Below are 26,351 nucleotides of genomic sequence, written 5' to 3'. Positions count from 1 at the left end.
GGGAGCAGAGAAATGGAACCAATCGTTGTTGATGGCGGCAAAGGCACTGTAAAACTCGGTGCCGACGGAATCATCCACCTTTCCTGGAGACCGGGAATTGTTCTGGAAAGCGATGACGTGCACGCGGCCATGGCCACCGTCAACGAAATTTCCGGAGGGTCCGAATACCCCATGCTGGTGGACATGGGGACCACAAAAGCGGTGACCCGCCAGGCCAAGTCCGCTTTCCAGATCCCGTGCGCCGCTTCGCGGATTGCCCTGCTTGGTTCCAGCCCGGTGGACCGCATCATTGCCAACTTCACCATTGAACGGCAGACGCTGCCGTGTCCTACCCGCTTCTTCACGTCCCGCGAAGGCGCCCTGGACTGGCTGCTCCAAACGGACAGCCCGCTTCCGCCCGGCGGTTCGCCGGCACCGCAGCGGTAACGCCCGGCGGTCTACCGGCTGGGAGTACATCAGAAGACGGCATCGCCCGCACCCTATTCTTGACTGGTGACCCTTCTTCAGGCCCTTCTTTCCTTTGCCCTGGTTGCCGGACTCCTCACGCTGGTTCCCGGCCTGGACACCGCGCTTGTCCTGCGCTCGTCCATCTCCAAGTCACGCCGCTATGCCTTCGCCACCGCGGCGGGCATCAGCACGGGAGCGATGATCTGGGGCGTCGCGGCGGCGGTGGGTGTATCGACGCTGCTGGCAGCGTCGGAGTTCGCCTACCGCATACTGACCATCGCCGGCGCGGCCTACATGGTGTGGCTGGGACTGTCCCTGCTCTGGAAAAGCCTGCGGCAAAAAGGACTACCCGCCGCGGGCGGGACAATGGCCCCGGTGGAAGGCCGGGACAACCTTGTCCGGGGCTGGCTGACCGGGACCGGAACCAACCTGCTCAACCCTAAAGTCGGGGTGTTCTACATCGCCACCATCCCGCAGTTCATTCCCGCAGGGGTGTCGCCCCTGCTTGTGGGCATCCTGCTGGCGGGCGTCCACTGCCTGCTGGCCATGGCCTGGTTCACCCTGCTGATTTTCGGCACCGGGTACGCCTCCCGCTGGCTCAAGGGAGCCCGCAGCATCCGCATCATCGACGCCATCACCGGAACAGTCCTGGTGGGCTTCGGCCTCAAGCTCGCCCTCGAACCCGCCCACTAGTTCCGGCGGAGGCACCTCAGGCAACACGTACGACGACGGCGCGCGCCGCCGTCGTACGCCTCACCGCAGCTGGTGCCTAGTTTCCTTCAAATTCGCGGATGGTGATGCCGGAGAAGGTGGCGGGACCGCCGTCGGTGTAGAGCGAGATCCCGGTGTCACCGTCCGCGAAGTGGACCTGCTGTGACAGCACCGTGTGCCCGGCGTTGACGAACACTTCGACGCTCTGCGTGTCCACGAAGATGCGCAGGTGCACTGTCCGTGCGGCAGCGTCGATCGGGGCGGCGGCACGCGTGTAGGGTGCCAGCGCGAAGCCGGCCTGGTCTGACGGAGCCCGGTCGACGTACAGCTCGGCACCGTACTTGCCGATGTTCGTGTGGCGTGTGCCGTTGGCTGAGCGGCCCACGGATACCCCCACGTTCACGGCGGCGTCCCATGAGATGTCGAGTTCGAGCTCGTAGGCGCGGCCACTCCACCGCAGCACGGCACTGCCGTTCACGCTGCGGTCGGGAAGCAACGTTGTGGAACGGACGTAGTTCGCGAGCTGCGCGACAGGGCTGCTCAGCAGGCTGTACCATCCTCCGGGCTGCCGCTCGAGCCGCAGCTCCCGCACGATCGAGTTCTGCCCGTTGTACCCGTCGGAGGCATCGGTGGGAACATCACGGGCGGCGTACTTCCAGTTGTTCATCCAGGCCACCGCGTACCGGCGCTCCTCCGGCGCCTCGGCCGCCGGCCAGGTCACGGCGGCGTACCAGTCCCAGCCCCAGTCGAGCCACTGCGGCGTGAGGTTGTCGGCGATGAATTGGTCACCGTCCCAAACGCCAGTCCAGTAGGCGTAGGTCATGGGCATGCCGATGCTGTAGGCGTCCATGCTGGCGCCAAGCACCCAGTGCCGGGTGCCGTCACTGGCAGTCATCTCGAACAGGTCCGGGCATTCGATCCCGCCGAGCGCACGGTTGGGGTAGTCGAAGTTGCGCTTCAGCTGCCAGTCCCGCAGATTCGGCGAGGTGTAGAAGGCGGCGTACCGGGCCCGGCCGATCACGCACACCCACTCATTGCGTGTGCCGTCCCAGTGAATTTTGGGGTCGCGGAACCACTCCGCGTTCTCGATTTCCGCCTGGGTGCTGGCGGTCCGGCCGTCGGTGTTGACGATGACGGGATCCGGCAGTGCCGTGAAGGTGTAGCCGCCGTCCGTGGACCAGTACAGGTACTGCTCCTGGTGCTTGCGGATGAAGCCGGTGGGCTGGGTGGCGAGCGCCACGATCGCGCCTGCCCCGAAACCCCCGGTGTTGGCGGTGTCCACCACCGCTGATCCCGACCACACGGGGAAGTCCGGCTGCAGCGGCAGCGCCGCCCCGTGGTGGGTGAAGGCCACGCCGTCGGTAGTGGTGGCGTGGTCCCATCCCCCCGGGCCGTTGTTCTGCCCGGAGTGCAGGTAATAGAGGTGGTACGCGCCGTTGACGTGCACCGGACGCTGCGGATCGCACAGCCAGCCGGACGGCGGTGTCATGTGGTAAACCGCCCGCAGCGAGCGCTGGGCGTGGGCGACCGGGCTAGGCAGCGAGCCGCTCATCAGCAGGGTGAGCGCTCCTGCTCCCGTGCCTTGCAGGACATGGCGCCGCGAAATGTCAGGTGTCATGGGAAAGGAATCCTCTCAGGGTGGCAGCTGCGTCTTTGCTGCTGCAGAACCGTCCTTGGTTCGTCGCGATCCCCGTCGGCGTGGTAAATCGCTTAGGCAGAAGATAATGTGGTTTCCGCCGGCCGGTCAAGCGTTTTATCACTCCCCACACCACCGAGCGGGTGCGAGCAAAGTGACTCGAAAAGTTTTCTGCTAAAACGCTTGATCAAGGGGTCGACCGCCGCTAGCCTTTGATTGATCAAACGCTTTAGCAGAAATGGACATCAACGCCGATGAGCTATCCAGTCTTCTTCCAGCCCGCCGATGGATGGGTGGGAGACCTCATCCCCTTCCAGAAGGACGGGGAGTTCTGGCTCTACTACCTTCACGAACTCCGTTCCGCCCCGAAACCGGGAACGTCATGGAACCTGGTCACCACAAAAGACCTCACCCAGTACCAGGACCACGGGGTAGCCCTCCCCCACGGAACCGAGACCGACCTGGACTTCAACGCGTACACCGGCAGCGTCGTCGTTGACGAAGCAGGCCACCACCACCTGTTCTACACGGGGCAGAATCCGAAGAACCTGGGACCGGACGGGCTGCCGCTGCAGCTGGTCATGCACGCCACCAGCTCAGACGGAATGCGCACCTGGGCCAAGCACCCCGGGCACACCTTCGGCGCACCCGGCGGCTACGAGCCCGGGGACTGGCGGGACCCCTTCGTTTTCCGGGACGAGGCCGCCGGCCAATGGCGGATGCTCATCGCGGCCCGGCACTCCGAGGGACCCGAACGGCGCCGCGGCGTCATAGCCCAGTGCGTCTCCACGGACCTCATCACCTGGCAGTACACCGACCCGTTCTGGGACCCACGCCGGTACATCACCCACGAATGCCCGGACGTGTTCGCCTGGGGCGACTGGTGGTACATGGTGTACTCCGAGTTCTCCGAAACGTTCACCACCCGGTACCGCATGGCCAAGAGCCCCGACGGCCCGTGGACAGTACCTGGCCGGGACTCCATCGACGGGCGCGCCTTCTACGCGTCGAAGACCGCAGAGCGGGACGGGCGACGCTTCTTCTTCGGGTGGATCGCCACCAAGGAAGGAAAGCACGACGGCGGCCCCTGGCAGTGGGCGGGCACCATGTCCGTCCTGGAGGCGCGGCAGAACGCCGACGGAACCCTCGGGTTCGGCTTCGCCGACGAACTGGTGGACAGCTTCTGGGACGAGGTCCCGGTGACTTTTAAGCGGGACCTTCCCGCCCGGCTGGAGGCACCCGACGGCTACGCCGCCGCGGTCTCCAACGAGGACCTGCCCGCGCAGTTCTATGCGAAGGCGGTGCTGGACATCGAACCGGGCACCACCGAATGCGGACTGCTGCTGCGGTCGTCCCCCGACGGTGACCACTCCTACGTCCTCAGGCTGGAACCGAAGCGCGGGCGCCTGGTGTTCGACCGGTGGCCACGCACCATCACCGGCGACGCCCAATGGCACGTCTCCGGCGACGTCCCGTTCGCCATTGAACTCGAACGCCCCTGCGACCTCCGCCCTGGGAAACACACCCTGGAAGTCGTGGTGGACGGGGACGTGTGCGTCGCCGTCTTGGACCGGCAGGTGGCCCTCAGCGCCCGCATTTACGACCTGGCGGCCGGGCGGATTGGAGTGTTCGCCGGCGAAGGATCCGCCACCGCAAACCTTGAAGTACGCAAGCGCACCGACAACTGAATATCCCCGTTCCCCTCCGTTCCAATCAAGGAAGATTGCCGCAATGAAAAACCTGTTCCGCGCTGCCGCTGCCGCAGCTGTTGCCGCCCTGGCCCTGACGGCCTGTGGCGGCGGAAGCTCCACCGATCCCTCCAACGTCAGCCCCACCGGGGAGATCAAACCCCGCGAAATCTCGTGGCTGCTCTCCCGCCCGGCAGACGGCGCCGTCATCAACATCATGAAAAAGATCGCTGACGACTATGCCAAGGACCACCCGGGCTTCGAACTGAACCTGATCACCACCCCGGACCGGCCCTCCTACATCCAGAAGCTCGAAACCCTGGCCGCGGCCAACAAGCTCCCCGAGCTGTTCGACACCGACGCCACGCCCTTCGCGCAGCAGCTGGCCAAGCAGGGCAAGATGGTGGACGCCGAGAAGCTGCTGAAGTCCCTGGACGTTTACCAGGACTACCGTCCGGGCGCCCTGGACTACCAGCGGTTCGACGACGGGTCCCTCTACATGATTCCGTTCCAGTTCGAGCTGGAATTCATCTGGTACAACAAAGCCCTGCTGGAAAAGGCCGGGGTTGCGGTGCCAACGTCCCTTGATGACATCCCCGCCATGTGCACCGCCCTGCGGAACGCCGGCATCACGCCCATCGCCATCGACGGCCAGGACCAGTGGCCGCTGGAACGCTATGCCGCCTACCAGCCGTTCCGGGAAGCAGGGCCGGAGTTTGTCCAGAAGCTGAAGAAGGGCGAAGCGAAGTTCGCCGATCCGGCAGGCCAGAAGACGGTCACCTGGCTGGCCGAGCTTGGCAAGGCCAAGTGTTTCCAGGAGGGGTTCTCCGCCCAGGGCTACTCCGATGCGCAAAACCAGTTCACGTCCGGGCAGGCCGCGATGTACAACATCGGAACCTGGGAGCTGCCCAGCCTCGCCACGGACAAGCTGAACCCCGACGTCCGGGACGATATCGACTTCTTCACGCTTCCCGTTACTGAAGGGTCCGTGACGGCGGCCAACGAGTTCGTCTCTCCCTCCGGCATCGGCATGGCAGTGAACGCCAAGACCTATGACCCCCTGGTGAGCGACTTCCTGAAGTTCGCCCTGGAAAAGTACCCGGCCGAATACGCCGCCACCGGCGCGCTCTCCCCCACCACCGACGTCGAAACCGCCATCCCGGCCAACGCCACTCCCCTGTACCGGAAGGCCCTCGACCAGGCGGACAACCTCGGGTCGAAGCAGGCCATGCCGTGGGACACGCAGCTCGACCCCACCACCAACGGCCGGCTGCAGCAGGAGCTGGTCCTCCTGGTCCAGGGCAACATCACGCCCGAGCAGTTCACCAGCACCATGGACAACGCCATCGCCCAGAACGCTCCCAAGTTCTTCAAGTAAGCACTGCTTCTTCACGTAACCACTGCGGCGGGGGGCCACATCGGTCCCCCGCCCGAAAGGCCCGCCATGCAACCCAACAGGATGCTTCCCAACAGGTCACGGACCTCGGTCCTGGTCTTCCTGCTCCCGCCTTTGCTGCTTTACTGCGCCGCAGTCCTCTTCCCCATCCTCCAGTCCCTGTTCCTAAGCTTCTTCTCCTGGAACGGCATCAGCGACATGGAGTTCGTCGGGCTGGACAACTACGTCCGGATGTTCGTTGCCGACGACATCTTCTGGCGCGCGTTTTTCAACGCCCTGATCTACCTGGCCATCTGCCTGGTCCTGCAGCTCGGCGGCGCCCTGGTTGTGGCCAGCCTGCTCACGTCCCTCCGCCGCGGGCGGGAGCTCATCAAGACCCTCTATCTGCTGCCCGCAGTCATCTCCACCGTCGCCATCGCCTTCCTGTTCGTACGCATCTACTCCATCGACCCCGCGGGCCTGCTCAATCAGTTGCTGCACTGGATCGGGTTGGGCGCCCTGGAGCGGCCCTGGCTCTCGGACGTCAACACCGTCCTGGCGGCAGTGTCCGCACCCGAAGGCTGGCGCTTCACCGGGCTCTACATGCTCATCATCTACGCAGCCCTGATCGCCGTGCCCAAGGAACTGGAAGAAGCCGCGGTCCTGGACGGCGCGTCCCGTTGGACCCTGTTCACCAAGATCCGGTTTCCGTACATCCGGCCTGTGTGGATTACCACCACCATCATGGCCACCACCTACGGGCTGCGTGGCTTCGACATCCCGTACCTGATGACCAACGGCGGCCCCGGACAGTCCTCCGAACTGCTGACCACCTACATGTACAAGACCGCGTTCACCAGCACGGACTTCGGCTACGCCAGCACCATCTCCGTGTTCATCGTCATTGAGTGCCTCGTCGCCGTCGGCCTCATACTGTTCCTGCTCAAGCGGAAGGCAGACTAATGATCGCCCAGGCAGCCCCAGCTACGCCGCCCACCACCGTCCCGCCCGCTCCGCACAAGGCCACGCGCCGCCGCCGTAAGCCCAACCTGTTCCGGACGCTGTCGCGGGTCCTGATCATGCTCATCGTGATCGTGCAGGTGTATCCGCTGGCCTGGCTGTTCCTCACCAGCCTGCGCACCGAACAGGACTTCGCCACCGGGGACCCCTTTGCCCTGCCCAGTTCCCTGACGTGGGAAAACTATGCCCGGGCGTTTGAAACCGGCGACCTGGGCCGGAACATCCTGAACAGCTTCGTCGTGACCATGGGCGCCAACATCCTCATTGTCCTGTTCGGCATGATGGCCGCCTACGCCATCCAGGTGCTCGGGTTCCGCCTCAGCAAGCTGGTCCGCGGGCTGTTCCTGATCGGCATCATCGTGCCGGTCCAGATCGCCCTTGTCCCGCTGTTCATCGACTACTCGGCGGTGAACCTGCTGGACACCTACCAGTCGATGATCATCCCGCTGGCCGGGTTCTCCCTGCCCATGTCCGTCTACCTGTTCTCGTCGTTCTTCGAATACATCCCGCGGGAAACGTACGAGGCCGCATCATTGGACGGCGCAGGGCCCTACCGGATCTTCGGGCTAATCACCCTGCCGCTGTCCCTCAACACCGTAGTCACCGTGGTGCTGGTCAACAGCATCTTCATCTGGAACGACTTCATCTTCGCGAACACCTTCGTCCTGTCCGAGGACCTGAAGACCATTCCGCTGGGCCTGCAGAACTACATCGGCGCCATGGGCAAGGTGGACTGGACGGCAACCTTCGCCGCCGTGTGCGTCACCATCACCCCGCTGCTGCTGGTCTTCCTGGTGCTCAACAAGGCCCTGATCCAGGGCCTTGAGAGCGGGGCGACCAAGGGATGACGTCCGGAGCGGATGGATATACTCCTGAAGGAGGACAGATGATTTCAATGGAGAAAGGCCCGGGAGAACCGGCCCGGGCGCCCCGTGCCCGGCGGATTCCCGAGCGCGCCCACCCCGTCACCCTCCGCGACGTCGCGGAAGCGGCCGGGGTTTCCACCGCCACGGTCTCGCTGGTGGTCAACAAGAAAAAGGACGCCCGGATCGCGGAGGAAACGCGGCAGCGCGTGAAGGATGCCATCCGGTCGCTGGGCTACCGCCCCAACGCGATGGCCAAGACCCTGGTCAGCGGCACGTCCCGGTTCATCGGGCTGGTGGCCGACGGCGTTGCCACCACCCCGTTCGCCGGGCAGATCATCCACGGCGCCCAGGACGAGGCGTGGAAGCACGGCTACGCCCTCCTCATCGCCAACACTGAGGGCAACGGCGAGCTGGAGCAGGACGCCATCACCATGATGCTCGAGTACAAAGTGCGCGGCATCCTCTACTCCACGTGGTTCCACCGGCAGACCGAGATTCCGGCGTCGCTGCGGGAAGCGGACTTTGTCCTGGTCAACTGCTTCTCTAACGAGCCGGGCACCCGGTCCGTGGTTCCGGACGAGGTGCAGGGCGGCCGCTCAGCCACGGAGGTCCTGCTGCGGCACGGCCACCGCCGCATCGCCTTTATCAACGCCACCATCCCCGCCCCGGCCAAGGACGGACGGCTCCTGGGGTACAGGGAAGCGCTTGAGGACGCGGGCATCCCGTTCGATCCCGAGCTGGTCATGGAAGCCTATCCGGACCAGGAAGGCGGGTACGGGGCAACCGGGGAACTGCTCAAGCGCGGCGCCACGGCCGTGTACTGCTATAACGACCGGATGGCGATGGGCCTCTACGACGGGCTGCGCGAGCACGGACTGTCCATCCCGGACGACATCGCCGTGGTGGGCTTCGACAACCAGGAAGTCATCGCCGCGCACCTTCGCCCACCGCTGTCCACGGTGTCCCTCCCCCACTACGAACTGGGCGCTGCGGGCGTCCGCATGCTGCTGGAGCTCGACGGCGCAACCGAGGGAATCTCGAAAGTCCACTGCCCCACAGTGGAGCGCACGTCAGTCCGGGCGCAGGCCCACGCCTAATTGACACGTCCGACGACTGCTGCGCAGACGGGACGAAGTGAGGCGATGGACACATTTGTGAAACAAGGAAATCCCTAGCTGCGCCGTTAGGGTTCCCCAACGTTCATTACCTACCCTCGCAGCATGATTACTTGCTCGGTGCTGCGGTGCACCAATCCCGGTTCCGCCTTCCTGGTGGGGAACCAGAACCTCGTTGCCGGTTACCACGAGGCCTTCGTTTGCGCTGAGCACAAGGCGTTGATCGAGGCCGGTTCGCCCTGGGACATGGAGGAGCGCTACGTGCTGTTGGGACAGGACATGGCGCCGATCCTGCAGACATGGTCCGCCCGCCCATGCGCCGGGTCCGAGGGCTTCACGCTCACCCTCGAAATCGCGAACCAGGCCAAGCCCATTGAGGTCTTCCTGACCTCAAGCGAGGCAAAAATGCTGGCCCAGTTCATCAGCGCCGCCAACGGCGACGGCAGCTGAGACGTGCGCTCCGGCGGCACGAGCGGGATGCGCGGGGCACGGGGCACTAAGGCAACGCGTACGGCGCCGGCGAGGGCCGCCGTCGTACGCGTCATTTTCTGGATGGGTCACCTAGGTGGGGGCTCAGCAGCCCTCAGGGCAGCTCGCGCCGGAGGGTGTCCTGGAGCGGTACGTTGGGTTCGCCCGGTTGGCCCTGGCCGCTGAGGTAGAGGCCCATTTGGGCCCCGTGGTATTCCCAGTAGGCGAAGCTGAGGTTGTTCTCCTCCAGGAGGCTGAGCATGTCAGTGACCCATTGCTGACCGCCCTTGCCCTCCATTTCAAAGGCCTGCCGCACGGTCCCGAATTCCATGACGGACATGGGGACGTTGTTGTCGGCGCCGAATTTCAGGTGCTTTTCCATCTCGTGCGCCAGGTAGGTTTTGTCGCGCTGGAGGAAGCCGTTTCCGGGTGCTCCGGGCGTCTTGGCGTAGACGTCCAGCTGGAGCCCGATGCGGGTCGCCGTGCCCGCTGACGGTGTTATGTCCTGTCCCCGCATGAAGCCCTGGATGCGGTACTTGTTGCCAGGTGTCACCTTGAACAGATGCCTGTCGTTGCTCCACCCTGTGATGGCCGCGGGGTCTGTTGCATTGCTGATGGAGAGGCTGCCGTCATCCAGGTGCCCGGTGGTATCCCGTGCAAAGGCGGCAGGCGCCGCCGTGTTTCCGCCGAAGCTCCACTGGTACCAGTCCAGGACGGAGTCCTTGTTCAGCTGTTCATCAACGATCTTGCGGAGTTCTGTCCCATCCGCCCGGTACTCGGTCACGGTGACGGCGTCGAACCCGGCGGTTCCCTGCACGCCGCCCTGCACTGTCATGAGCGGCGCCGCCGCTACCGCGTTTGGGTCGTTGATGGCGATGATGCCGCTGTCATAGGGAGCCCAGTCCGAGGTGCCGTTCGGCAGGCTCGGGGTGGTGATGCGGCTTCCGGGCAGCAGGGTCCTGTTTCCTGTGGGCAGGATGACGTCCGGGTCCGGGTACCGGCCGCCGTCCTGAATGGGGCCTTCAACCCAGGAGGCGTACTGGTGCGTGTATTTGATGGGCTCGTAGAAATGGAAGTCGTACACCACGTTGTTGTCGTTGACCAGAAAGTGCTGGTCGATTCCGGCGGCCCCGTAGCGGCCGTTGACCCCGTAAATCCCGCCAATAACCAGGAGGTGGTTCTGGTCCACGGACCGGACCGAATCCACCAGCTGCTGCGCGAACTTTTTCCACTGCTCCCCGGTCGCATCAGTGGTCACCGGCTCATTCAGCAGGTCGTAGGCAGCGATGGCAGGTTCATCCTTGTACTTATCGGCGATGACGCGCCACAGATCGGCGTTCTGCTGCTGGATCCGGGGGTTGGACCAGATGTCGAAACTTACCTGATCGCTGGTGGGGTCCAGCCAGAAGCCCCCGATGGGTGTGTGCAGGTCAAGGATCAAGCGCATCTCATGCTGCCGCGCCCAGGTGACGTTTTGGTCCAGCCACTCCAGGAAAATCTTTGGCGAATCGACGAACCAGTCCCCGTCGAAGGCGAAGCGGATGCTGTTGAATCCCAGCTCCTTGGCACGCTCAAAATCCGTCTCGGAATGGTGTTGGGAATTGAGAAGCTCAGTCCCCTTCGGATTCCGGTGGTAGAGGTTGGAAAAGTTCACTGCTTTCAGCCTGGCGGGTTCCCCGTTGAGGACCAGGCCTCGGCCGGCGGCAGTAACGAAGCCTGTGAATGACGTCGGTCCGGCCGCCGGTGGGTCATCCTTGTCGCCCAGGAACGTGATGCCGGCAAGGATCAGCGACGGGACCAGCACCAGCAGCGCGCCTCCAATCCACCACGGCCACTTGCGCCGCCCGGCTACCCGCCAGGCCTTTGCCCCTGCTGGGCGATCCGGTGATGAAGCGCTGCTGTCGGTCATGATGAGCTCCCCTTGCCTGGCCATAAAGCAGTTGCGCCCAGTTTAGGCAACTGACCTTGGATAAATCTTTGACCTCGTTCCACCTGCGGAACCGCAAGGACTGATCGCGCATCCAGGGATCAGGAACGGGGGCATCGGCGTACGCTGGGGAGATTACTGCGACCATGAGGCGGAGACAGATGAGAACTTTGGTGGTGGCGATTCTGGTGGTCGCCGTGATCCTTTTCATCGTGGGGCTGGCCGTCAAAACGCTGGGGTTCCTCCTGGGTGTGGCCCCGGTGCTGGTGATCGTTGCTTTGGTCCTTCTGCTGCTGAACCGTTTCAGGGGACGCCGCATTCCCCGCTGAATCAGCGCGACCGGCCGATGCCAGCCGGACCAGGACAAAAACTGACTTCGATAGGCCAGGTCCGCCGCGTAAAGGACTCGGCAAGAAACTTGAGCGGATCTTGAGACACGGGCAATTGGCGGCCTTTAGGATCAGGGAAGTGCCTGCTGGCACGGAACTGGCGGCTGCTGGGGCAGCCTTGACGATTGCGGGGACAGATCTCTGTGTTCAAGTTCGTGAAGATACTTACGGCCACTCTTGGCATCGGCCTAGGCCTCACATTTGCGGGCGTGCAGCCGGTGCAGGCAGCACCGGCAACAGCCCAGATAACGCTTAGTCCAACCACCGGTCCTGCAGGGTCCGCAGTCACGGTCAACGGGACCGGGTTCAGGGTCTCCACATCAGGAACGGTCATCGCGGGCTCCACCACGTTTGGCTTTCGGACTACCTCAACCGGTGCATTCAGCACAGCCATCACCATTCCTTTAACCGCAACCGGAAAGCTGACCATCTCGGCAAAAACATCTTCAGTCCAGGCGTCCTCGGTGTTCACTGTGGCGGCCCCGGCGCCGGCGCTGCCGCCGGTCAGCACGGCTCCCCTGCGGTTTGGAGTCGCCACGACCGGCGGGCCGCTGGCAAGCGCAGAACTGGACGAAGTGTCACGGCTGGCCGGGGAAAGCCCGTCCAACATCCTGTTCTACAAGGACTTCCTCCAGGCGCCGCCGATCAGTGAAATGAACGCCGTGCGGGCCCGTGGTGCGGTGCCCTTGGTCACGTGGGAACCGTGGGCCTGGGGTGGAGGGCTCAACCAGCCCGCCTACTCCTTGGACAGGATTGCGGCAGGAGACTTTGATGCCCGCATCATCCAGTGGGGGCAGGCGCTGGCCGCCTGGGGCTACCCGGTGCAGCTGAGGTTCGCCCACGAGATGAACGGTGACTGGTACCCCTGGGCTGAGGGGGTCAACGGCAACGAGGCCGGGGACTACGTCCAGGCGTGGCGTCACGTACACGACGTCATGGCGGCCACAGGGGCGTCCAATGTCTCGTGGGTATGGAGCCCGAATGTTCCCTACTGGGGTTCCACCGACTTGTCCGGGCTTTATCCGGGTGCCGGCTATGTGGATATCGTCGCGCTGGACGGGTACAACTGGGGCACGTCCGCCTCGTGGAGCGGCTGGATTTCGCCGCAGGATCTCTTCGCGCCCGGAATCGCCCAACTGCGGTCCCTGGCACCAGGAGTTCCGATCTTGATTGCCGAGACGGCGTCGAGTGAGGCGGGCGGGTCCAAGGCCGCGTGGAACACGGACCTGGTGTCCTACCTTGCGGCGCAGTCGGATGTGGTGGGCTTCGTCTGGTTCCACATGCAAAAGGAAGCCGACTGGCGAATTAACAGCAGCGACGCCTCGGCGGCCGCCTTCAATTCTGTGTTGGCGGCGCGCCGGGCGTCGTAGTCCGTGTTGATGGTTACGGCCGGGCTGCGGGGTTGCGGCGGACCAGGGCGATCAGGGCCACGCCGATCAGCATGATCCCCAGTGCCGTCAGGAGGCCTGCTCCAACGTTGAGTCCGGTGTAGGCCAGGGCGGCCCCGGACGCGGGCATGGAGGTGTTCATTCCGTACATTGTTAGTTGATTTCCTCTGCTGTGTATTGTGCTTCCCAGCGGTCGATGCGCCGCCGGGTGATCTTGGTGGTGAGTACTGCTGACCAGGACGCCAGGAACCATCCGGAGCGCAGCCACATGAATAGTTCCTGCGGGAAGAAGGTGGCCGCGATGAGGACGTCTTTCCAGTCCCAGTGCGGTATCCGCAGTGCGCGCTTGACGTCCAGCGCCACGAACAGGATGGGCACCAGCCACCAGAACAGGACCACCTGGAACACGCCAAGGCTCAACGACAGCACGATGACGGTGATCCACAGGAGTTTGAGGAAAACGCCCAGCAGGCCCATGGCCTGCTGGGCCCAGTCCCGGAGTGTCAGCCGGTTGAGCCCCAGGTTCAGCAGATCCTCTGCCGTGCCCACCTGCCATTTCATCCGCTGGCCCCAGAGGGCCTTGATTGACTTCATGGAATCGGTGTAGGCGCGCACGTCCGGCGAGACCTGGCATACGTAGCCGAGTTCGCGGATCCGGTAGGTCAGCTCGAAGTCTTCAACCTGGGAGGTGTAGACCCACGGCCCGTCCCGGTCGTCCCGGGCGGCGATCTGCCGCAGGACCGCGTTGTTGATCGCACAGCCGGTACCGGCCAGCACGCTCGTCCGTCCCCGCCGCAGCGCCGTATCGGTCCACGTGGCAAACTCGGCTTTCTGCAGCCGGCTCAGCAGCCCGGGATCCTGCATGGTGAATTTCGAGGAGGATCCTCCCAGGAGGACGCCTTCCCCACCACTGAATTCAGCTTCCCAGGCTGCCAGCGCATTCGGTGGCAGCACGGTGTCCGCGTCCAGGCAAACCAGCACGTCCGCGTCATAGGCATACTGCGCCCAAGCGCGGTTCAATGCCTCGGACTTGCGGTGTTCCAGCCGGGGCAGCTCCATCACGGTGACCGGATACTTTCGCGCTTCCCTCGCTGTTGAATCCGTGCAGCCGTTGGGAACCACCACGATCAGGTCCGCAGGCCGGTCCTGGCGCATCAGCCCGTCAAGCGTCGCCCCGATGGACCCGGCCTCGTTGTACGCAGGAACCAGCACTACCACCCGCAGCCCGGGGACAGTGGCACCTGGGTGGACCTTTGCGCTAGCCGCCGAGGGCAGAACTGTGGACACGGAGGCCTCCTTCTGGACGTGGAAAAGTCCAGGCCGGACCTTCCAATCCAGCTAATAGCCCCTATCGCAGATTAAACCCCCGCGCGGCATCAAGGTTCAATCAATTACTCTCAATTCTTCCTCAACGCATTTTCTTGAGCTTCGCGATCCGCTTTTAAATTTCAGACTTTAGCGGCCTTAACAAACGCCAATAATGCCGAATAATTCCATTTGTGGCTCTACGCACAACTTCAGGCTAAAGGGGATAAATTTCGAGTTTCGGTGTGAATTAGGCTACATGGAGGTACGGCCTCCCAAATGCTCCGCCAGCATGCAGGGGATCTTCCAGGGATTCCCCCGGAGCGAAAATAGAGTACACACTACTCGTGTGCTCCCCCTCGACGCCCGGGTACAGTCGCCAGAAATATTGCTGAGGGCATTCTTACTGTCGGGGGGGCAGGGTATGGACACTGAGATCAACGTGCGCCATGCACGATATTAGGCAGGGGCCGGTGACGGAGGCAACAGCGGGACAGCGTGGTCCCGCGGGCGGTCACCGGCCCCGGCATCCACTCGGCTGGCCCCCGGAATGGGACCTTCTCACGGGATAAATGGTGGGAAAGCCCCTCCACGTTCATGCTGGATGTGCATGCCGGCGCGGAGCATGTCTCCTTAGGGTTTCCCGCCCCGACTGCTGAATCAGCACTTCTACGGGCTACCGGCCACGCCTTCGATTGTGCCGTGACTCTGATCCGTCCGGAAGAGGTCCCTTTGACTGCCGGCAACTGCAACCGTGCCGCCGGCCTTGCCACATGGGACCAAGAGTCCGGTGACTGGCCCGTGTCGCAGGCATTGGGCGGGCGGCTGACGGTCGTCTTCAACGCGGCCTCACGAGGTGCGCGCTGCCCCCCTACCGGGAACGGTGACGGATGTCCGTTTATCGGTCAGTAGCAGTTTGTCGGTCAGTAGCATCAGTGCCGCTGCAACTGGCAGCCGGTCACTTTGGCGCGATGACGCTCCTTGCCACCAAGGGCGGCATCTTTACTCCTGCAGTTCTTAGAAGAGCCGTAGCCTTCGGTGAAGTGGCCGCCACGAGCTTAGTGGCAGCGAATGAGGTCAGGCAGGCATTAATTTTCAAACGATGAACCGGCAGGGTCAGGCAGCACCGACCAAGCTCGCCACCAGGGAGGGGTGGACGATCATGTTGCCGGGGTGGGCGTGCCGCAGGGTGTCCAGCATGACTCCCAGCGCGCCGTCTTTGGGAAGGAACCCGCAGATACCCATCCGGGCAGCCTCACGCAGCGCTTCCTGCGACGGGTTGCCGGTGAGCATCACGATCCGGGCTCCCGGTGATTCCGAGAGGATGTGTTCGGCGGCCTTGAGGCCCGAGCCGTCCGTCAAATAGAGGTCCATAATAACGACGTCGGGACGCAGCTCCCGGAACATGGTCACCGCAGTCTCCACGGAGTTCGCCGCCCCCACACTTTTCAGGTCCGGCTCCCGGTCCAGCGCCCCGGCCAGCAGGTCCGAAAACGTGGTGTGGTCATCAACGATCAGGATCCGCAGCCGTTCGGTTTCCTGCTTGGTCAGCTGCGGTGCAACCTCGCGGCTGCCGGCCACCACATGAATGGAGGGACGGGCTTCTGCTGGCCCCTGGGCGGCCGCGGTGCTGGTCAGAAGCCGGGCATGTGCCTCCTTCAGCGCCGGGCTGGGCGCGCAGCCCAGTTCCTCATCCAACACCTTGCGGCAACGGTCATACGCCCGCAGCGCCTCGGTTTTCTCCCCGTTGCGCTCCAGCCCCAGAATCAGGGCCGTCCAGGCCCGTTCATTCAGGGGATCTTCCTTCACCGCAGTACCGCCCCAGGCAATCGCCTTGCCCACATCCCCCACGGCCAGCGCAGTCTCGGCCGCCTGGACCCGGGCCAGGCTGACCTTGGCCGCGTGCAGGGCCCGTTCCTCCTCGGCCCAGGCCGGCAGCAGCTCATCCCCCAGCAGCGGGGCCGAAGCGATCTCGAGCGCTTCGCTAAGCAACGCCAGCGCGGCCGGCGCGGCGGCCTGGCTGGCCTGCTTGAGCAGCGTATCGAACCGGTTCAGGTCCAGGTCCACCAACGACCGGTCAATCGCATAGCCGCCGGTGACCGTCCGCAGCGGCCCGCCCCGACCAGACCCCGGCTGCAGGTGCCGCCGCAGGACACTGACATAGCTCTCCAGCGTGGGCAACGCCACCGACGGATGATTATCACCCCACAGCAGGTCCATGATGCGGGTCTTGGACACCGCCGAGCCGAAGTTCAACAAAAGGATCTCCAGCACCTGCCGGGGCTTGGGCCCGCCAAGATCATTAGAGCCCAGCTCCATACTCCCGCGGCGGATGGTCAACGGACCAAAAACCGAAATCGTCAATACAGGTGCCTGCGGTGATGCGGAAGTCGGACCCGGATCGCCGCTCTTCTTCGCCAGTTCCAATATAGTCACGATGTGCCCCCGAGTAGTTGAGTACTGCTGGGTTCCATTGAATTGGCGGGAAAAAGGGCGAACAACAGTGGTCACTACTCGCTTCCAGGCCAGCCATTTATGTCCGGCCACCTAGTACTTGGCTGCAGGTACTCAGAGCCCATCCAGCGGAAGCCGGCGGATACGCAGGTGCGCAACTGCATCGTGGAGCGTTTGTGCTGGTGAAACGTGAGTAGGCGCGGATGGGGCTCAAACGATTGGACAAACCTAAGTAGCCCCGCGCGGGGGCGGAATCACGCGTTCCGCGGCGCATCACGGAATCCCCCTACTTTCAGAATAAAGAGCGGGGGCCCGGGCGCCGCCCAAAGCCGTTGACTGTGAACGCGGCGGCGTGCCCTGATGGATTGAGTCTTGGGGTTCTGCTAGTCCCCGTTACGAAGGTCAGCTCCGGGTGTCGCGAGTTGGTTTGCGAGTCCGCTGAGCAGGATGGTGAGACCTTGGTCGAGCTCCGCGTCGCCGTCGTAGTCCGCGAGGACGGGCCCCAGGGCCCGCAGGTGGGGGAAGTCTTTTGCCGGCAGGCGGTGCAGGCCCAGCCGGAGGATGGCCTCGTTTTCGTCCGGGTCCACGATGTATTCCTGGAGTTCGTTGAGGATGTGTCCGTAGAGGAATCCATAGTAAGCGCGGTAGACGTGAAGCGCGTCCGTGGGGGTGAAGCCGGCTTCTATCAGCAGCGTCAGGATCTGCTCCAGTGGCCGCAGCGTACCTAACGGCCGCAGGCCCAGGGGCGTGGAAAGGGGCCTGGTGACCAACAAGGGCACTACGTTGGGGTGGCGCAGTGCGAGGAGCCGGAGGTCGTGGGCGATGTTGCGCAGCTGCGCCTGCCAGTCAGGGTCATGCGGAAAGATGGCCAATTCATTGAGGACCATCTCGGTCACTCCGTCCAGCAGGGCCGCCCGGTTTGCCGCGTACCGGTAAAGACTCATAGGGTCCCGGTTCAGTTCCTGCCCAAGGCGCCGCATGGACAGGGCATCCAGGCCCTCCTTGTCCACCAGCGCCAGCGCGGTGGAGAGCACCAGCTCCCTGCTCAGGCGCGCTTTACGGGCGCCTGCTGGATTGTTGGGTTCTGCGGGGGAGGCCATGGAGGAATCCATCCTGTTGATTGCGTCAGGCCCACCCATTGAGAGATACGTAAGCTTGCTTAATGATTAGTCTACAGATAAAGTCTACACTGTAGAGAAGTTGTCGACATGGTTTCAGTAAAGGGATCAGAGTTTGCATGGCCGGCACGGTCACTCACGCCCTTACTAGAGGAGAACCACATGACAACCCACACGCAGAACGAGCACTCCAGCGCTGTCCGCAACGCCAACGACATCAAGATCTCCACCCGGACCCTTGAGTTCGCCGTTTATGTTGCGGCAGTCATCGCCACGATCATCACCGCAACGGTTGTTGGGGATGACGCCAGCGAAAACGGAGTTGACGTGTTCAACGCCAACGACGCAATGCAGTACATCGCCTTCCTCACGGTCGGCCTGATGGTGGCCCGCGGCCTGGCCAAGGCGGGGAACCGCGTGAGCAACAACCACGCCTAGCGCGTGCTCTTCCGGCCCCCGCGCCGGGAACTGACTGATGCTGGCGCGGCACCCACAACGGTGCCGCGCCACCACTGACTTGTTTTACCTTTTTTGTTTGGCCTGCCTGGGTTGAAGAACTCGTACGGCAGTACCGCTTGGCGTCCCGTGCAGGGCGCCGGGTTTGAGGCCGCTGTAGCCGAACGGCGGATAATTTTGCACCGTGTTTGAAAAGAGCCGTTCATGGCGCATTCACAGTTCGACCAGTTCCTCCAGGAAGCTACCTACCTGGACCATGATTCCACCTCCACTCTTGATGGAGACTCCTTGTACGGCCTGTACACCAGCTGGTGCCTCGTGTCCCACCACTCCCCCCTGTCAGAGCACACGTTCTGGGCCGCGATGACGCATCGCGTCAATCCCGGGCAGTGCCTGCGTATGAAGGGCCCAGCGGCAGCAGACTATATCCTGCACAGCTACCGGGCCGTCGTCTAGTCCACGATGACGACAAATACGCACAGCTATGTCCCCCAGGACGTGCACCAGCCACGCGGAAAACGCCCCTGGTGCACCAACTGTGACACGGATTCGCACCTGCTCGTCGAATCCCCGCCCGTCACGGGCCGGCGGGCAGGTACCCTCGCCGTGGCCGTCCACTGCTCTCAGTGCCTTGCCTCCCGGGTCCTGGACACGACCGCGGATCACGTCGCAGCTCTTCCCGTGCTCTCTTCGGGACAATAGGACCTCGTTGACCCCCATGGTCATCGTCCGGCAACAGGAACCAGACCGCACACCGCCCTCGCCACGGTTCCTCCGGGCGGGTTCCAGGGAGAGCTGCCCAACTAATCCACCAGCCCGCCCCCACGGCCGGACGAAGGACACCCAGATTATGACGAACAACGGCCACACAAAGCCTGAAACCACTCTTATTGGCGGCCAGGCCAGCCCTGCCGGCATAGAAGACCTCGACCTTACCCCCAGTGGCCTCGCCGACGCCCCGGCCAATGAACAAGATGCCGACAGCATCGTCCACACCGGAAACAGCTAGACAGTGCGGCCCGCATCCCGCCTGCCAGAGCAGCCCGCCACTACGGAGCGCACCATGACCACTGCTCGGACCTTTGAATCAATCGTTATCATCTTCAACCCCAACAGCACCGGTGACGCACCCAAACTCGCCGCGGAACTCCGTTCCAAGCTGGAAGATCTTCTTCCCTACGCTCCCGACATCAAGCTCCAACCCACAGCGCATGCCGGCCACGCCGTCGAACTCGCACGCGACGCTGCAAGCACAGGCCGGAACGTGCTGGTGGTCTCGGTCAGCGGGGACGGGGGCTATAACGAAGTGGTAAACGGCGTGATGGCGGCCGGTAATCCGCACGCGGTATGTGCAGTCTTGGGTGCCGGGAACGCCAATGACCACCGCCGGACAACTGGTACCCAGCCCCTGGAGGAAGCGATCGCCGGTGGCGCCGTACGGCACATCGATCTGCTGCGCATCAGGGCAGGGCAGGAAGGGGACGCCGCCGCCGAGTACGCGCACTCCTACATCGGCTTCGGCCTCACCCCGGTCATGGCGATCGACCTGGAAAAGGGCAGCAAGGGCGCTTTGAAGGAAATGTTCTCGGTGATGCGCACCTTCTCCAAGTTCAAGCCGTTCGAAATCCGCCAAGCAGGGGGCAAGCGCCGGAAGTTTGACAGCCTTGTTTTTGCAAATATTGCAGAAATGGCAAAATACGCCACCCTCAGCCAAGCCGAGGCCCACCCCTCAGACGGCAAATTCGAAGTGGTGACCTTCCCTCACAGATCAAAGTTACAGATGCTGCTGACCGCACTGCGGGCGGCTACACAGGGCCTGGGACAGCAGCCAAGCGTCAGCAGCTACGCCTTCACGACCCTCAAACCCATCCCGTACCAGATCGATGGAGAAGTGAAATCCGTTGAAGCGCACACGCGGGTCACTATCGAATCCGCCCCAGGTGCCCTCGCCACCCTGGGCTAACAAACCAATCGAACCGCCCCTTAGGAACAGGACAACCGGTGCACACCGCAACCGAGCAACAGCCCAACACTGAATCATCGCCCTACCGCAGGCGCCTGCCCTGGAGGGGCCCGCGGCCGACGCCCAGGATCGTCACCACCGGGTCCCTGACCTCCCACGTTCACACCCTGGCAGGCCCTTCTGGTTCGTCGGGCCCGGTCTTTGTGCTGCTGCACGGCATCGGCATGTCCCACCGCTACTACCGGCGGCTTCAGGTCCTTCTGGCCCGGCACGGGGACACCTACGCCATCGACCTGCCCGGTTTCGGCGGAACGCCCAGACCGGACCAGCAACTCTCCGTGGCCGACTACGCGCACCACACCGCCGCAACACTCCAAAAAATGGGTGTAAGCCGCGCCGTGGTGATCGGACACTCGATGGGGACACAGTTCGCTACCGAGCTCGCGGTTCAACGCCCGGACATGGTCTCCCACCTCGCGCTTCTGGGCCCGGTGGTTGACCCAACCCGCCGAACAGTACTTCAGCAGAGCCTGTCCCTGGGCCTTGACTCGCTACTCGAGAGCCCATTGGGGAATGCCACCGTATTCACCGACTACGCCCGGTCCGGGCTGCGCTGGTACCTCACCGAGCTTCCGGTCATGATGACCTACGACCTTCAAGCGCAGGTTGCTCTTGTGGCCCAACCCGTCGTGGTGATCCGCGGCTCAAGGGATCCCGTAGCGCCGCGGGCCTGGTGCGAAAAACTTGCCGCTACCGCCCCGGACGGGAGCTTCCTGGAAGTAGCGGGCCAACCCCACATCGTCCAGCACGGCGGCGCCCCCGGCACAGCCGCAGGCATCCTCACGCTCCACCGCCGGTAAACGCCTTCTGCAGGCCGGGGGCAGTAGCCGGGCCCGGAGGGTTTCCCCGGGTATGAAGCTCTTCTATCGCGAAGCCGAGAAAGACCATGTCCAAGGCGCTTGGCTCGGAAGCGCCGTAGAGGAACGTCTCGAAATCGAATTGCAATGCGTTACCGCCGTTGGCGAAGTACTGCAACCAAAGGTCGTAGACATCGGCTTCGTCGTGTTCGATCATCGATCGCGCTGTCAGTCGGGGATCGTCCACATTGACTACTCTCATTTTGGCGGGCCGAACTCACGCCCGCCCCTCTCAGTAGGTCCCTGTTGCTCAAGACCACCCAATCGAATCATACGGTGGACAGGGCCAGAGGTCACCAGCGTTGGGTGAAGATATGGCACCGGTACGGGCGGCTGTTGCGGGTACGAGGGGCGCTTTTCTCTCATAGATTGGCCCCCATGGACACCCCGGCAGGAATGGACAACACCGAACGGCTGCAGGCGCCGGTCCTAATGAAAGACCTCTCGGCAGACACCCGATGGCCCGTGTTCAGTGCCGAACTAACAAACCGAGGCTTTGACTGCCTTCTGGCTGTTCCACTAAAGCTGGGAACCAACGCCTCGGCGGCCCTGAGCTTCTTCGCTGCCGCCCCTCGGATCTTCACTGAGGAGATCATCAAAGATGCGGAACTCCATTCCGAGGATCTCACCGCTGCCCTGCACCACAGGACCGCGATCGATATGACCCGCGGCATCATCATGGCCCAGAACCGCTGCACAGGAGAGGAAGCGTTCAACATACTCCGCAGCGTTTCCAGCACCCGCAACCAAAAGCTCCACGAGGTGGCCGCCCAAATCGTCTCCAGCATCTCAGGAACGCCTGGAGCCACCTACTTCGATCCCTAGCCACAATTCGCCCCGACGGACACGTGGCCCGGGTAGGCGACGGCACCCCGGCCGGGGCCCCCGAAGCCCCCAAGACATGGTTAGGCGCCCCCGGCGGTAAGACCGCCGGGGGCGTTGGCACCTGTTACCGGGTATCCACCCGTCGGGTGGCCGTTCCGCCGCGGCTGGATTCGGCCCGGACGGATGTGACCTGCTGGCGCGGGCCGGGTTTGGCTGACAGTGACCAGCTGCCCAGGGAATTGATGGGGACGCTTCCCAGCAGGGTTTCGGCACGTCCGGGCGTGACGTCATAAACCTTCACCGAGGCTGAACCGGTGGGGACAGCCGCGTCGATCCTGGAGGTTCCCGCGACGTCCATGTCCTTGTTAAGGCGGTGCCGCGCGGTGGTGATGGTGAGGACGTCGGTGCTTGCCGTCGGGGTTGCTGTCGCCGTCGGCTCCGCCGGGGTGGTGGCCGTTTCCGTTGGCTCGGCAGTCGCGGTTGCGCTGGCGGTTGGTTCCGGGGTTTCCAATGTCGGCTCGTCCGTTGGTTCGTCCACCGGTGCCTCCACCGGCGCGGCCTGGTTGATCGGATGCGGCTTCGAGGCCTCGATGGGGTGGTTCGGGTCGGGTTCGTTCGGGTCCATGCCCACGCTGAACTGGGCCATCATGTCATGGTCCTCATGCGGAAGGTTGTGGCAGTGGATCATGTACCTGCCGCGGTGGTGCTCAAACTTCATGAGCAGCCGGACCGTCTCCCCCTCGCCCACGTACACCACGTCCTTGGGCCCGCGTTCGTAGGCGAACGGGGGACGACCGTTGCGGCTGAGAATCTGGAAGTCCACCAGGTGGATGTGGACGGGATGGAACCATCCGCCGGAGCTGTTTTCGATGGTCCAGATCTCCACATCGTCCAGGTCCGGATCCGCCAGGACCTTCTTGTAGCCGCTTTCCACCACCTCGTCCCACGTCATTCCGCCGATGGTCCAGATGTCGTTGTCCCGCTTCACGCGCATGTGCCGGCTTTTCACGGACTGGGAAGTGGTCAGGCTCATGGGCGTGCTGGGGGTGAGCAGTGTCGGCATGACCTTTGCGGCCGGTCCGGACGTGTCCACCGGTTCATCGGTCACATCAAAGGCCATGACCTTGCCCGTGAAGTCGTAGTCCACGTTGTTGTCATTGGACAGGTTGCGCAGTTCCACGCGCTTTCCTGCCGCGTACTTGGAAAAGTCGATGAGGACCTCGTAACGCTCCCCGCCGCTGTGCCGCCATGACGACACCTGCTGTGCGGTGGGCATGAGCCCGCCGTCGGTGGCCACCATCGTCACCGGATCCCCTGTGCTGAGGGAGAAACGGTAGGAACGTGCAATGGAGGCATTGAGGATGCGGAAGCGGTAGATCCGCCGCTGGACCTTCATCACGGGCCACGGTGCCCCGTTGACCAGCACGATGTCGCCCCAGAGGCCGGAGTGGGTGTTGTCGTCGTAGGCCAGGGATCCGTTAGCGTCGAACATGGCGTCCGATACAGTCAGCGGCACGTCGAACCTGCCTTGGGGAAGGAGGCTGCGTTCCACGTCATCATGCATGTGGTACTGGCCTGCAAGCCCCGAGTAGACACTCTGCGCCGTGTTGTGGACCGCGTGGTCGTGGTACCAGAGGGTCCGTGCAGGCTGGAAGTTCGGGTACTCGTAGTCCTTGCAGTAGCCAAGCCCGGTCAGGTCATTGGCGTACCCGTCGAACTGCGGCAGCGAGGCCGAACCGTGCAGGTGGGTGGACGTATCGAGCCGGTACCCCCACTGCGGATGGAACAGCGGCAGCACGTTGTCCATCATCAGGGTGATACGTTCGCCCTGGTTCACCTTGATGGTGGGCCCCGGGAAGGTCCCGTTGTAGCCAAGGATGGGTGTGCTCAGGCCCGGGACGATATTGGCCGAACCGAGCTTCTGCTCAATCCGGTAATGATGCCGCTTGTGGCCATCGGGGTCCACCGTGGTGCGCGTCGGCGCAAGTACCGTGGGCACCTCGAGGGCCCGCTGGAAGGGTCTGGGCATGTTGCTGGGTGCCAGCCGGCTGGCCGACTTCGCATCCACTGACGTCAACGGCACCGCCAGACCAAAGGCGCCGATGATTCCAACTCCACCTATTTGCAATGCCTGCCGGCGTGTAATTGACATGGCTAAAGACTGGAATAACCACCCTGAGAAAACATTGGGGAAATCTGGTCCCTGAAACGCTGCACCTTGCCTGTACCCATTGAAGGCGCTTGCCGCCGCGGCGTACTCTGCACGAAAAGCCTGCGCCCATGGGATGAGGAAGTACGCACATGAACCTGCTGAGCCAGATTTTCGCCGGCGGCACCGCCCTGGCACTGATCGCCGTCGGCCTGCTGGAGATCTTCCTTCACGGCGACCGCCGCTTACACTGGATCTTCCTGATTAGACCGGAGGACGTTCCGGCCGTGCGCATGTGGGCGATGAACGTGGGCGCCTACAACATCAGTTTTGGGCTAGGCATCGCCGCGGGGCTCTGGATGGTGAACTCCGGCAACGCAGCCGGCGGGACAGCGATCGTGCTCTTCTGCTGCGCGAGCCACGTCTTCCTGGGATTCTGGCTGTGGGTCACCGAAAAACGCCTGCTGATCAGTGCCCTCGGACAGGCACTGTTTCCCGGCCTGGCAGTGCTCTTCTACGTTTTCCTCCGGTAAAAACTGGACCGCCCGCAAAAGCGGCGCTCGCTCTGGCGCACCGCAAAGGGAAAGCCCCTCCTGAGAGGGGCTTTCAACGTAGTGGTCATTTGTCTTCTGGCAACGGTCAGCGGTTATGCACTCCCCCTTCCCGGACGCCCCACAGCGCCCATCCGGACTATGACAAGAAACGACTTTAGTAACCCGGACCCACCACGTAAAGGGCTTTGGCAAAGGAAATGGACTGGAGATTCTTAGCGCAGGTGCACCAGTTCCCGCTCCGAGACGTGCGCAGGAGCTGGACGGACGACGACGGGATACAGCCTTGCGTTTGCCCAGCGCCGGAGCGGCCGCTCCACCAGGTGGAAGGACGCGCAAGCCAGCAGCACGGTGAGGGCCGCCGCCAGCGCGATGCGGACAGGCAACACCGGGATCAAGGGCATCAGCAGGAGGTAGACGGGGATGTGCCAGAGGTACATGGCGTAGGAGAGGTCGCGGCCGGGGCCCGCAAGCCAGGGGTGGCTGAGGAACCGTGCCATGAAACCGGCCGGCTGCAGGACAAGCGATCCGATCAGCACGGCCGCCAGCAGGGACAGCGCGGTGGGGCCGGCCGTCCAAAAAGCACCGAACCACGGGCCGGGAGCGTCCGGTTCCTCGAGCAGGAACACCGCAGCCACCAGGGTGGCGGCGGCGAGCGGGGCGCCCCACCGTGCAGCCGCCCGCAGGAAACCGTGGAGTCCGGAGCCCCGGCGGACGCAGGTAAACAGCAGGGCCAGCGCGCACCCGATCAGCAGTTCATCGGCCCGGGTGTCCGGCCCGTTGTAGAGACGGCCCAGCGGCGCGCCGAGTGAAACCAGCACGAACCGTTCCAGCAGGAAGGCGCCCGCCAGCCCGGCCGTCATCCAGGTGACGGTGCGTACTTTCCAGAACCGGAGCATCAGCAGGAGCAGCGGCGGCCACACCAGGTAGAACTGCTCCTCCACGGCCAGGGTCCAGGTGGGGCCGAGGGTTTCGCCGGTGATGGAGTTGCCGAAGACGCCGAAGTGGGCAAGGTTCATGACGTACCCGGCGGCCGGCAGGACGAAGCCTTCCTGGCCGCCCCAGCCGGACGCGGGAAAGAGCAGGCCGACCGCGATGATCACGGCGCACAGCACCAGCAGGGCGGGCCACAGCCTGGCCAGCCGCTTGGCGTAGAAAACACCGAGGCGCAGCCGCCCGGTGGCAAGGCGTTCCTTCAGGATCAGGAGGGTGATCACAAATCCGCTCAGTGTGAAGAAGACGTCCACACCGATGAACCCGCCGGGGATGAGTTCCGTTGCCGTGTGGAAGAAAAAGACCCCCGCCACGGCGAGGGTGCGGAGCCCGTCCAGGGCATGCTGGCGCCCGGATACGAGCCCTGTTTCCGGGGCTGCCGCGCGTTCGTTGACTGATGAATTTCCGCTGCTTGACCTAAAAACCACTCAGCAAGCATATATAACGTTCCGGTAACTCCGCTGAACGAGCGCTGGGCGGAACCTCCATGTGGAGGCTTACGACGGCGGCGCGCGGCCGCCGTCGTAAGCCTTCTTCCCAGGACCCTACGCTGCGTCCAGAGGTTCTGTGAAGGCAGAAGGACCACTGCG

The 26,351-nt window shown here is 63.7% G+C and carries 26 protein-coding genes; 17 read left to right on the top strand and 9 right to left on the bottom strand.

All coding sequences use genetic code 11. The features are described from left to right. The first annotated feature begins 12 nt into the window (after positions 1 to 12). Together AC5RWA_RS02720 and AC5RWA_RS02715 are read left to right on the top strand one after the other, a co-directional pair. Positions 13 to 426, top strand: a complete 414-nt coding sequence (locus AC5RWA_RS02720; protein WP_494056468.1) for a DUF7793 family protein — start codon at positions 13 to 15, stop codon at positions 424 to 426. Positions 427 to 492: 66 nt separating this feature from the next. Beyond that, positions 493 to 1,140 (top strand): LysE family translocator, encoded by a 648-nt coding sequence (locus tag AC5RWA_RS02715; RefSeq protein ID WP_494056467.1) that lies wholly within the window; start codon positions 493 to 495, stop codon positions 1,138 to 1,140. 76 nt (positions 1,141 to 1,216) lie between these two features. On the opposite strand, the gene AC5RWA_RS02710 is transcribed toward AC5RWA_RS02715, so the two are convergent. Further along, positions 1,217 to 2,776, bottom strand: a complete 1,560-nt coding sequence (locus AC5RWA_RS02710) for a glycoside hydrolase family 32 protein (protein ID WP_494056466.1) — start codon at positions 2,774 to 2,776, stop codon at positions 1,217 to 1,219. Positions 2,777 to 3,048: 272 nt separating this feature from the next. Here AC5RWA_RS02710 and AC5RWA_RS02705 point away from each other — a divergent pair, with 272 nt between their 5' ends. The 6 genes from AC5RWA_RS02705 to AC5RWA_RS02680 all read left to right on the top strand — a co-directional run bounded on the left by AC5RWA_RS02705 (position 3,049) and on the right by AC5RWA_RS02680 (position 9,308). Then, positions 3,049 to 4,482 carry a glycoside hydrolase gene (locus AC5RWA_RS02705; protein WP_494056465.1) on the top strand — a complete coding sequence of 478 codons (1,434 nt, stop codon included), beginning with the start codon at positions 3,049 to 3,051 and terminating at the stop codon, positions 4,480 to 4,482. 43 nt (positions 4,483 to 4,525) lie between these two features. Next, on the top strand, positions 4,526 to 5,860 hold the full coding sequence (locus AC5RWA_RS02700) for an ABC transporter substrate-binding protein (protein ID WP_494056464.1): 1,335 nt from the start codon (positions 4,526 to 4,528) through the stop codon (positions 5,858 to 5,860). A gap of 81 nt (positions 5,861 to 5,941) precedes the next feature. Then, positions 5,942 to 6,820, top strand: coding sequence for a carbohydrate ABC transporter permease (locus tag AC5RWA_RS02695; protein WP_494056694.1), 879 nt, complete (start codon positions 5,942 to 5,944; stop codon positions 6,818 to 6,820). Next, positions 6,820 to 7,725 (top strand): carbohydrate ABC transporter permease, encoded by a 906-nt coding sequence (locus AC5RWA_RS02690; RefSeq protein WP_494056463.1) that lies wholly within the window; start codon positions 6,820 to 6,822, stop codon positions 7,723 to 7,725. The genes AC5RWA_RS02695 and AC5RWA_RS02690 overlap by 1 nt, the downstream gene beginning before the upstream one ends. Before the next feature lie 38 nt (positions 7,726 to 7,763). Further along, positions 7,764 to 8,840: a LacI family DNA-binding transcriptional regulator gene (locus AC5RWA_RS02685; protein WP_494056462.1), complete on the top strand. Its 1,077-nt coding sequence runs from the start codon at positions 7,764 to 7,766 to the stop codon at positions 8,838 to 8,840. A 123-nt stretch (positions 8,841 to 8,963) separates the two neighbouring features. After that, positions 8,964 to 9,308 (top strand): hypothetical protein, encoded by a 345-nt coding sequence (locus AC5RWA_RS02680; protein ID WP_494056461.1) that lies wholly within the window; start codon positions 8,964 to 8,966, stop codon positions 9,306 to 9,308. 133 nt (positions 9,309 to 9,441) lie between these two features. Here AC5RWA_RS02680 and AC5RWA_RS02675 read toward each other — a convergent pair whose 3' ends face one another. Continuing rightward, positions 9,442 to 11,235 (bottom strand): glycoside hydrolase family 5 protein, encoded by a 1,794-nt coding sequence (locus AC5RWA_RS02675; protein ID WP_494056460.1) that lies wholly within the window; start codon positions 11,233 to 11,235, stop codon positions 9,442 to 9,444. Positions 11,236 to 11,414: 179 nt separating this feature from the next. Between AC5RWA_RS02675 and AC5RWA_RS02670 the strand changes: the two genes are divergently transcribed. Both AC5RWA_RS02670 and AC5RWA_RS02665 read left to right on the top strand, forming a co-directional pair. After that, entirely contained in the window at positions 11,415 to 11,582 is a 168-nt protein-coding gene (locus AC5RWA_RS02670; RefSeq protein ID WP_494056459.1) for a hypothetical protein, read from the top strand. 269 nt (positions 11,583 to 11,851) lie between these two features. Next, positions 11,852 to 13,012: a glycosyl hydrolase gene (locus tag AC5RWA_RS02665; RefSeq protein WP_494056458.1), complete on the top strand. Its 1,161-nt coding sequence runs from the start codon at positions 11,852 to 11,854 to the stop codon at positions 13,010 to 13,012. Positions 13,013 to 13,025: 13 nt separating this feature from the next. Here AC5RWA_RS02665 and AC5RWA_RS02660 read toward each other — a convergent pair whose 3' ends face one another. The 4 genes from AC5RWA_RS02660 to AC5RWA_RS02645 all read right to left on the bottom strand — a co-directional run bounded on the left by AC5RWA_RS02660 (position 13,026) and on the right by AC5RWA_RS02645 (position 17,889). Further along, positions 13,026 to 13,172 carry a hypothetical protein gene (locus AC5RWA_RS02660; protein ID WP_494056457.1) on the bottom strand — a complete coding sequence of 49 codons (147 nt, stop codon included), beginning with the start codon at positions 13,170 to 13,172 and terminating at the stop codon, positions 13,026 to 13,028. A gap of 11 nt (positions 13,173 to 13,183) precedes the next feature. Then, positions 13,184 to 14,317, bottom strand: coding sequence for a glycosyltransferase family 2 protein (locus AC5RWA_RS02655; protein WP_494056456.1), 1,134 nt, complete (start codon positions 14,315 to 14,317; stop codon positions 13,184 to 13,186). Positions 14,318 to 15,451: 1,134 nt separating this feature from the next. Further along, positions 15,452 to 16,699, bottom strand: a complete 1,248-nt coding sequence (locus tag AC5RWA_RS02650; protein WP_494056455.1) for a BTAD domain-containing putative transcriptional regulator — start codon at positions 16,697 to 16,699, stop codon at positions 15,452 to 15,454. A gap of 473 nt (positions 16,700 to 17,172) precedes the next feature. Next, on the bottom strand, positions 17,173 to 17,889 hold the full coding sequence (locus tag AC5RWA_RS02645) for a TetR/AcrR family transcriptional regulator C-terminal domain-containing protein (protein WP_494056454.1): 717 nt from the start codon (positions 17,887 to 17,889) through the stop codon (positions 17,173 to 17,175). A gap of 180 nt (positions 17,890 to 18,069) precedes the next feature. Between AC5RWA_RS02645 and AC5RWA_RS02640 the strand changes: the two genes are divergently transcribed. The 5 genes from AC5RWA_RS02640 to AC5RWA_RS02620 all read left to right on the top strand — a co-directional run bounded on the left by AC5RWA_RS02640 (position 18,070) and on the right by AC5RWA_RS02620 (position 21,186). Then, positions 18,070 to 18,345, top strand: coding sequence for a hypothetical protein (locus AC5RWA_RS02640; RefSeq protein ID WP_494056453.1), 276 nt, complete (start codon positions 18,070 to 18,072; stop codon positions 18,343 to 18,345). Between the two features lie 222 nt (positions 18,346 to 18,567). Further along, positions 18,568 to 18,819 carry a hypothetical protein gene (locus tag AC5RWA_RS02635; RefSeq protein WP_494056452.1) on the top strand — a complete coding sequence of 84 codons (252 nt, stop codon included), beginning with the start codon at positions 18,568 to 18,570 and terminating at the stop codon, positions 18,817 to 18,819. Between the two features lie 394 nt (positions 18,820 to 19,213). Beyond that, a complete protein-coding gene (locus AC5RWA_RS02630; RefSeq protein ID WP_494056451.1) occupies positions 19,214 to 19,372 on the top strand; it encodes a hypothetical protein in 159 nt (52 codons plus the stop codon). A gap of 54 nt (positions 19,373 to 19,426) precedes the next feature. Beyond that, entirely contained in the window at positions 19,427 to 20,326 is a 900-nt protein-coding gene (locus tag AC5RWA_RS02625; RefSeq protein ID WP_494056450.1) for a diacylglycerol/lipid kinase family protein, read from the top strand. A 38-nt stretch (positions 20,327 to 20,364) separates the two neighbouring features. Further along, on the top strand, positions 20,365 to 21,186 hold the full coding sequence (locus AC5RWA_RS02620) for an alpha/beta fold hydrolase (protein WP_494056449.1): 822 nt from the start codon (positions 20,365 to 20,367) through the stop codon (positions 21,184 to 21,186). Here AC5RWA_RS02620 and AC5RWA_RS02615 read toward each other — a convergent pair. Further along, the gene (locus tag AC5RWA_RS02615) at positions 21,167 to 21,430 is read right to left on the bottom strand and encodes a hypothetical protein (protein ID WP_494056448.1); all 264 of its coding nucleotides are present in this window, start codon (positions 21,428 to 21,430) and stop codon (positions 21,167 to 21,169) included. The two genes, AC5RWA_RS02620 and AC5RWA_RS02615, sit on opposite strands and share 20 nt — an antisense overlap. 191 nt (positions 21,431 to 21,621) lie before the next feature. Between AC5RWA_RS02615 and AC5RWA_RS02610 the strand changes: the two genes are divergently transcribed. After that, a complete protein-coding gene (locus AC5RWA_RS02610) occupies positions 21,622 to 22,068 on the top strand; it encodes an ANTAR domain-containing protein (protein WP_494056447.1) in 447 nt (148 codons plus the stop codon). Positions 22,069 to 22,192: 124 nt separating this feature from the next. Here the strand turns inward: AC5RWA_RS02610 and AC5RWA_RS02605 are convergent, their stop codons facing one another. Beyond that, positions 22,193 to 24,220 carry a multicopper oxidase family protein gene (locus AC5RWA_RS02605; protein ID WP_494056446.1) on the bottom strand — a complete coding sequence of 676 codons (2,028 nt, stop codon included), beginning with the start codon at positions 24,218 to 24,220 and terminating at the stop codon, positions 22,193 to 22,195. Positions 24,221 to 24,369: 149 nt separating this feature from the next. Here AC5RWA_RS02605 and AC5RWA_RS02600 point away from each other — a divergent pair, with 149 nt between their 5' ends. Beyond that, complete coding sequence (locus tag AC5RWA_RS02600; RefSeq protein WP_494056445.1) at positions 24,370 to 24,750, top strand: DUF1304 family protein; 381 nt, start codon at positions 24,370 to 24,372, stop codon at positions 24,748 to 24,750. A 233-nt stretch (positions 24,751 to 24,983) separates the two neighbouring features. On the opposite strand, the gene AC5RWA_RS02595 is transcribed toward AC5RWA_RS02600, so the two are convergent. Beyond that, entirely contained in the window at positions 24,984 to 26,189 is a 1,206-nt protein-coding gene (locus AC5RWA_RS02595; protein ID WP_494056444.1) for an acyltransferase family protein, read from the bottom strand. Positions 26,190 to 26,351: the final 162 nt, after the last annotated feature.

Source organism: Arthrobacter sp. 210 2, from assembly GCF_059093025.1.
This window is presented reverse-complemented; position numbering and strand designations above follow the sequence as displayed.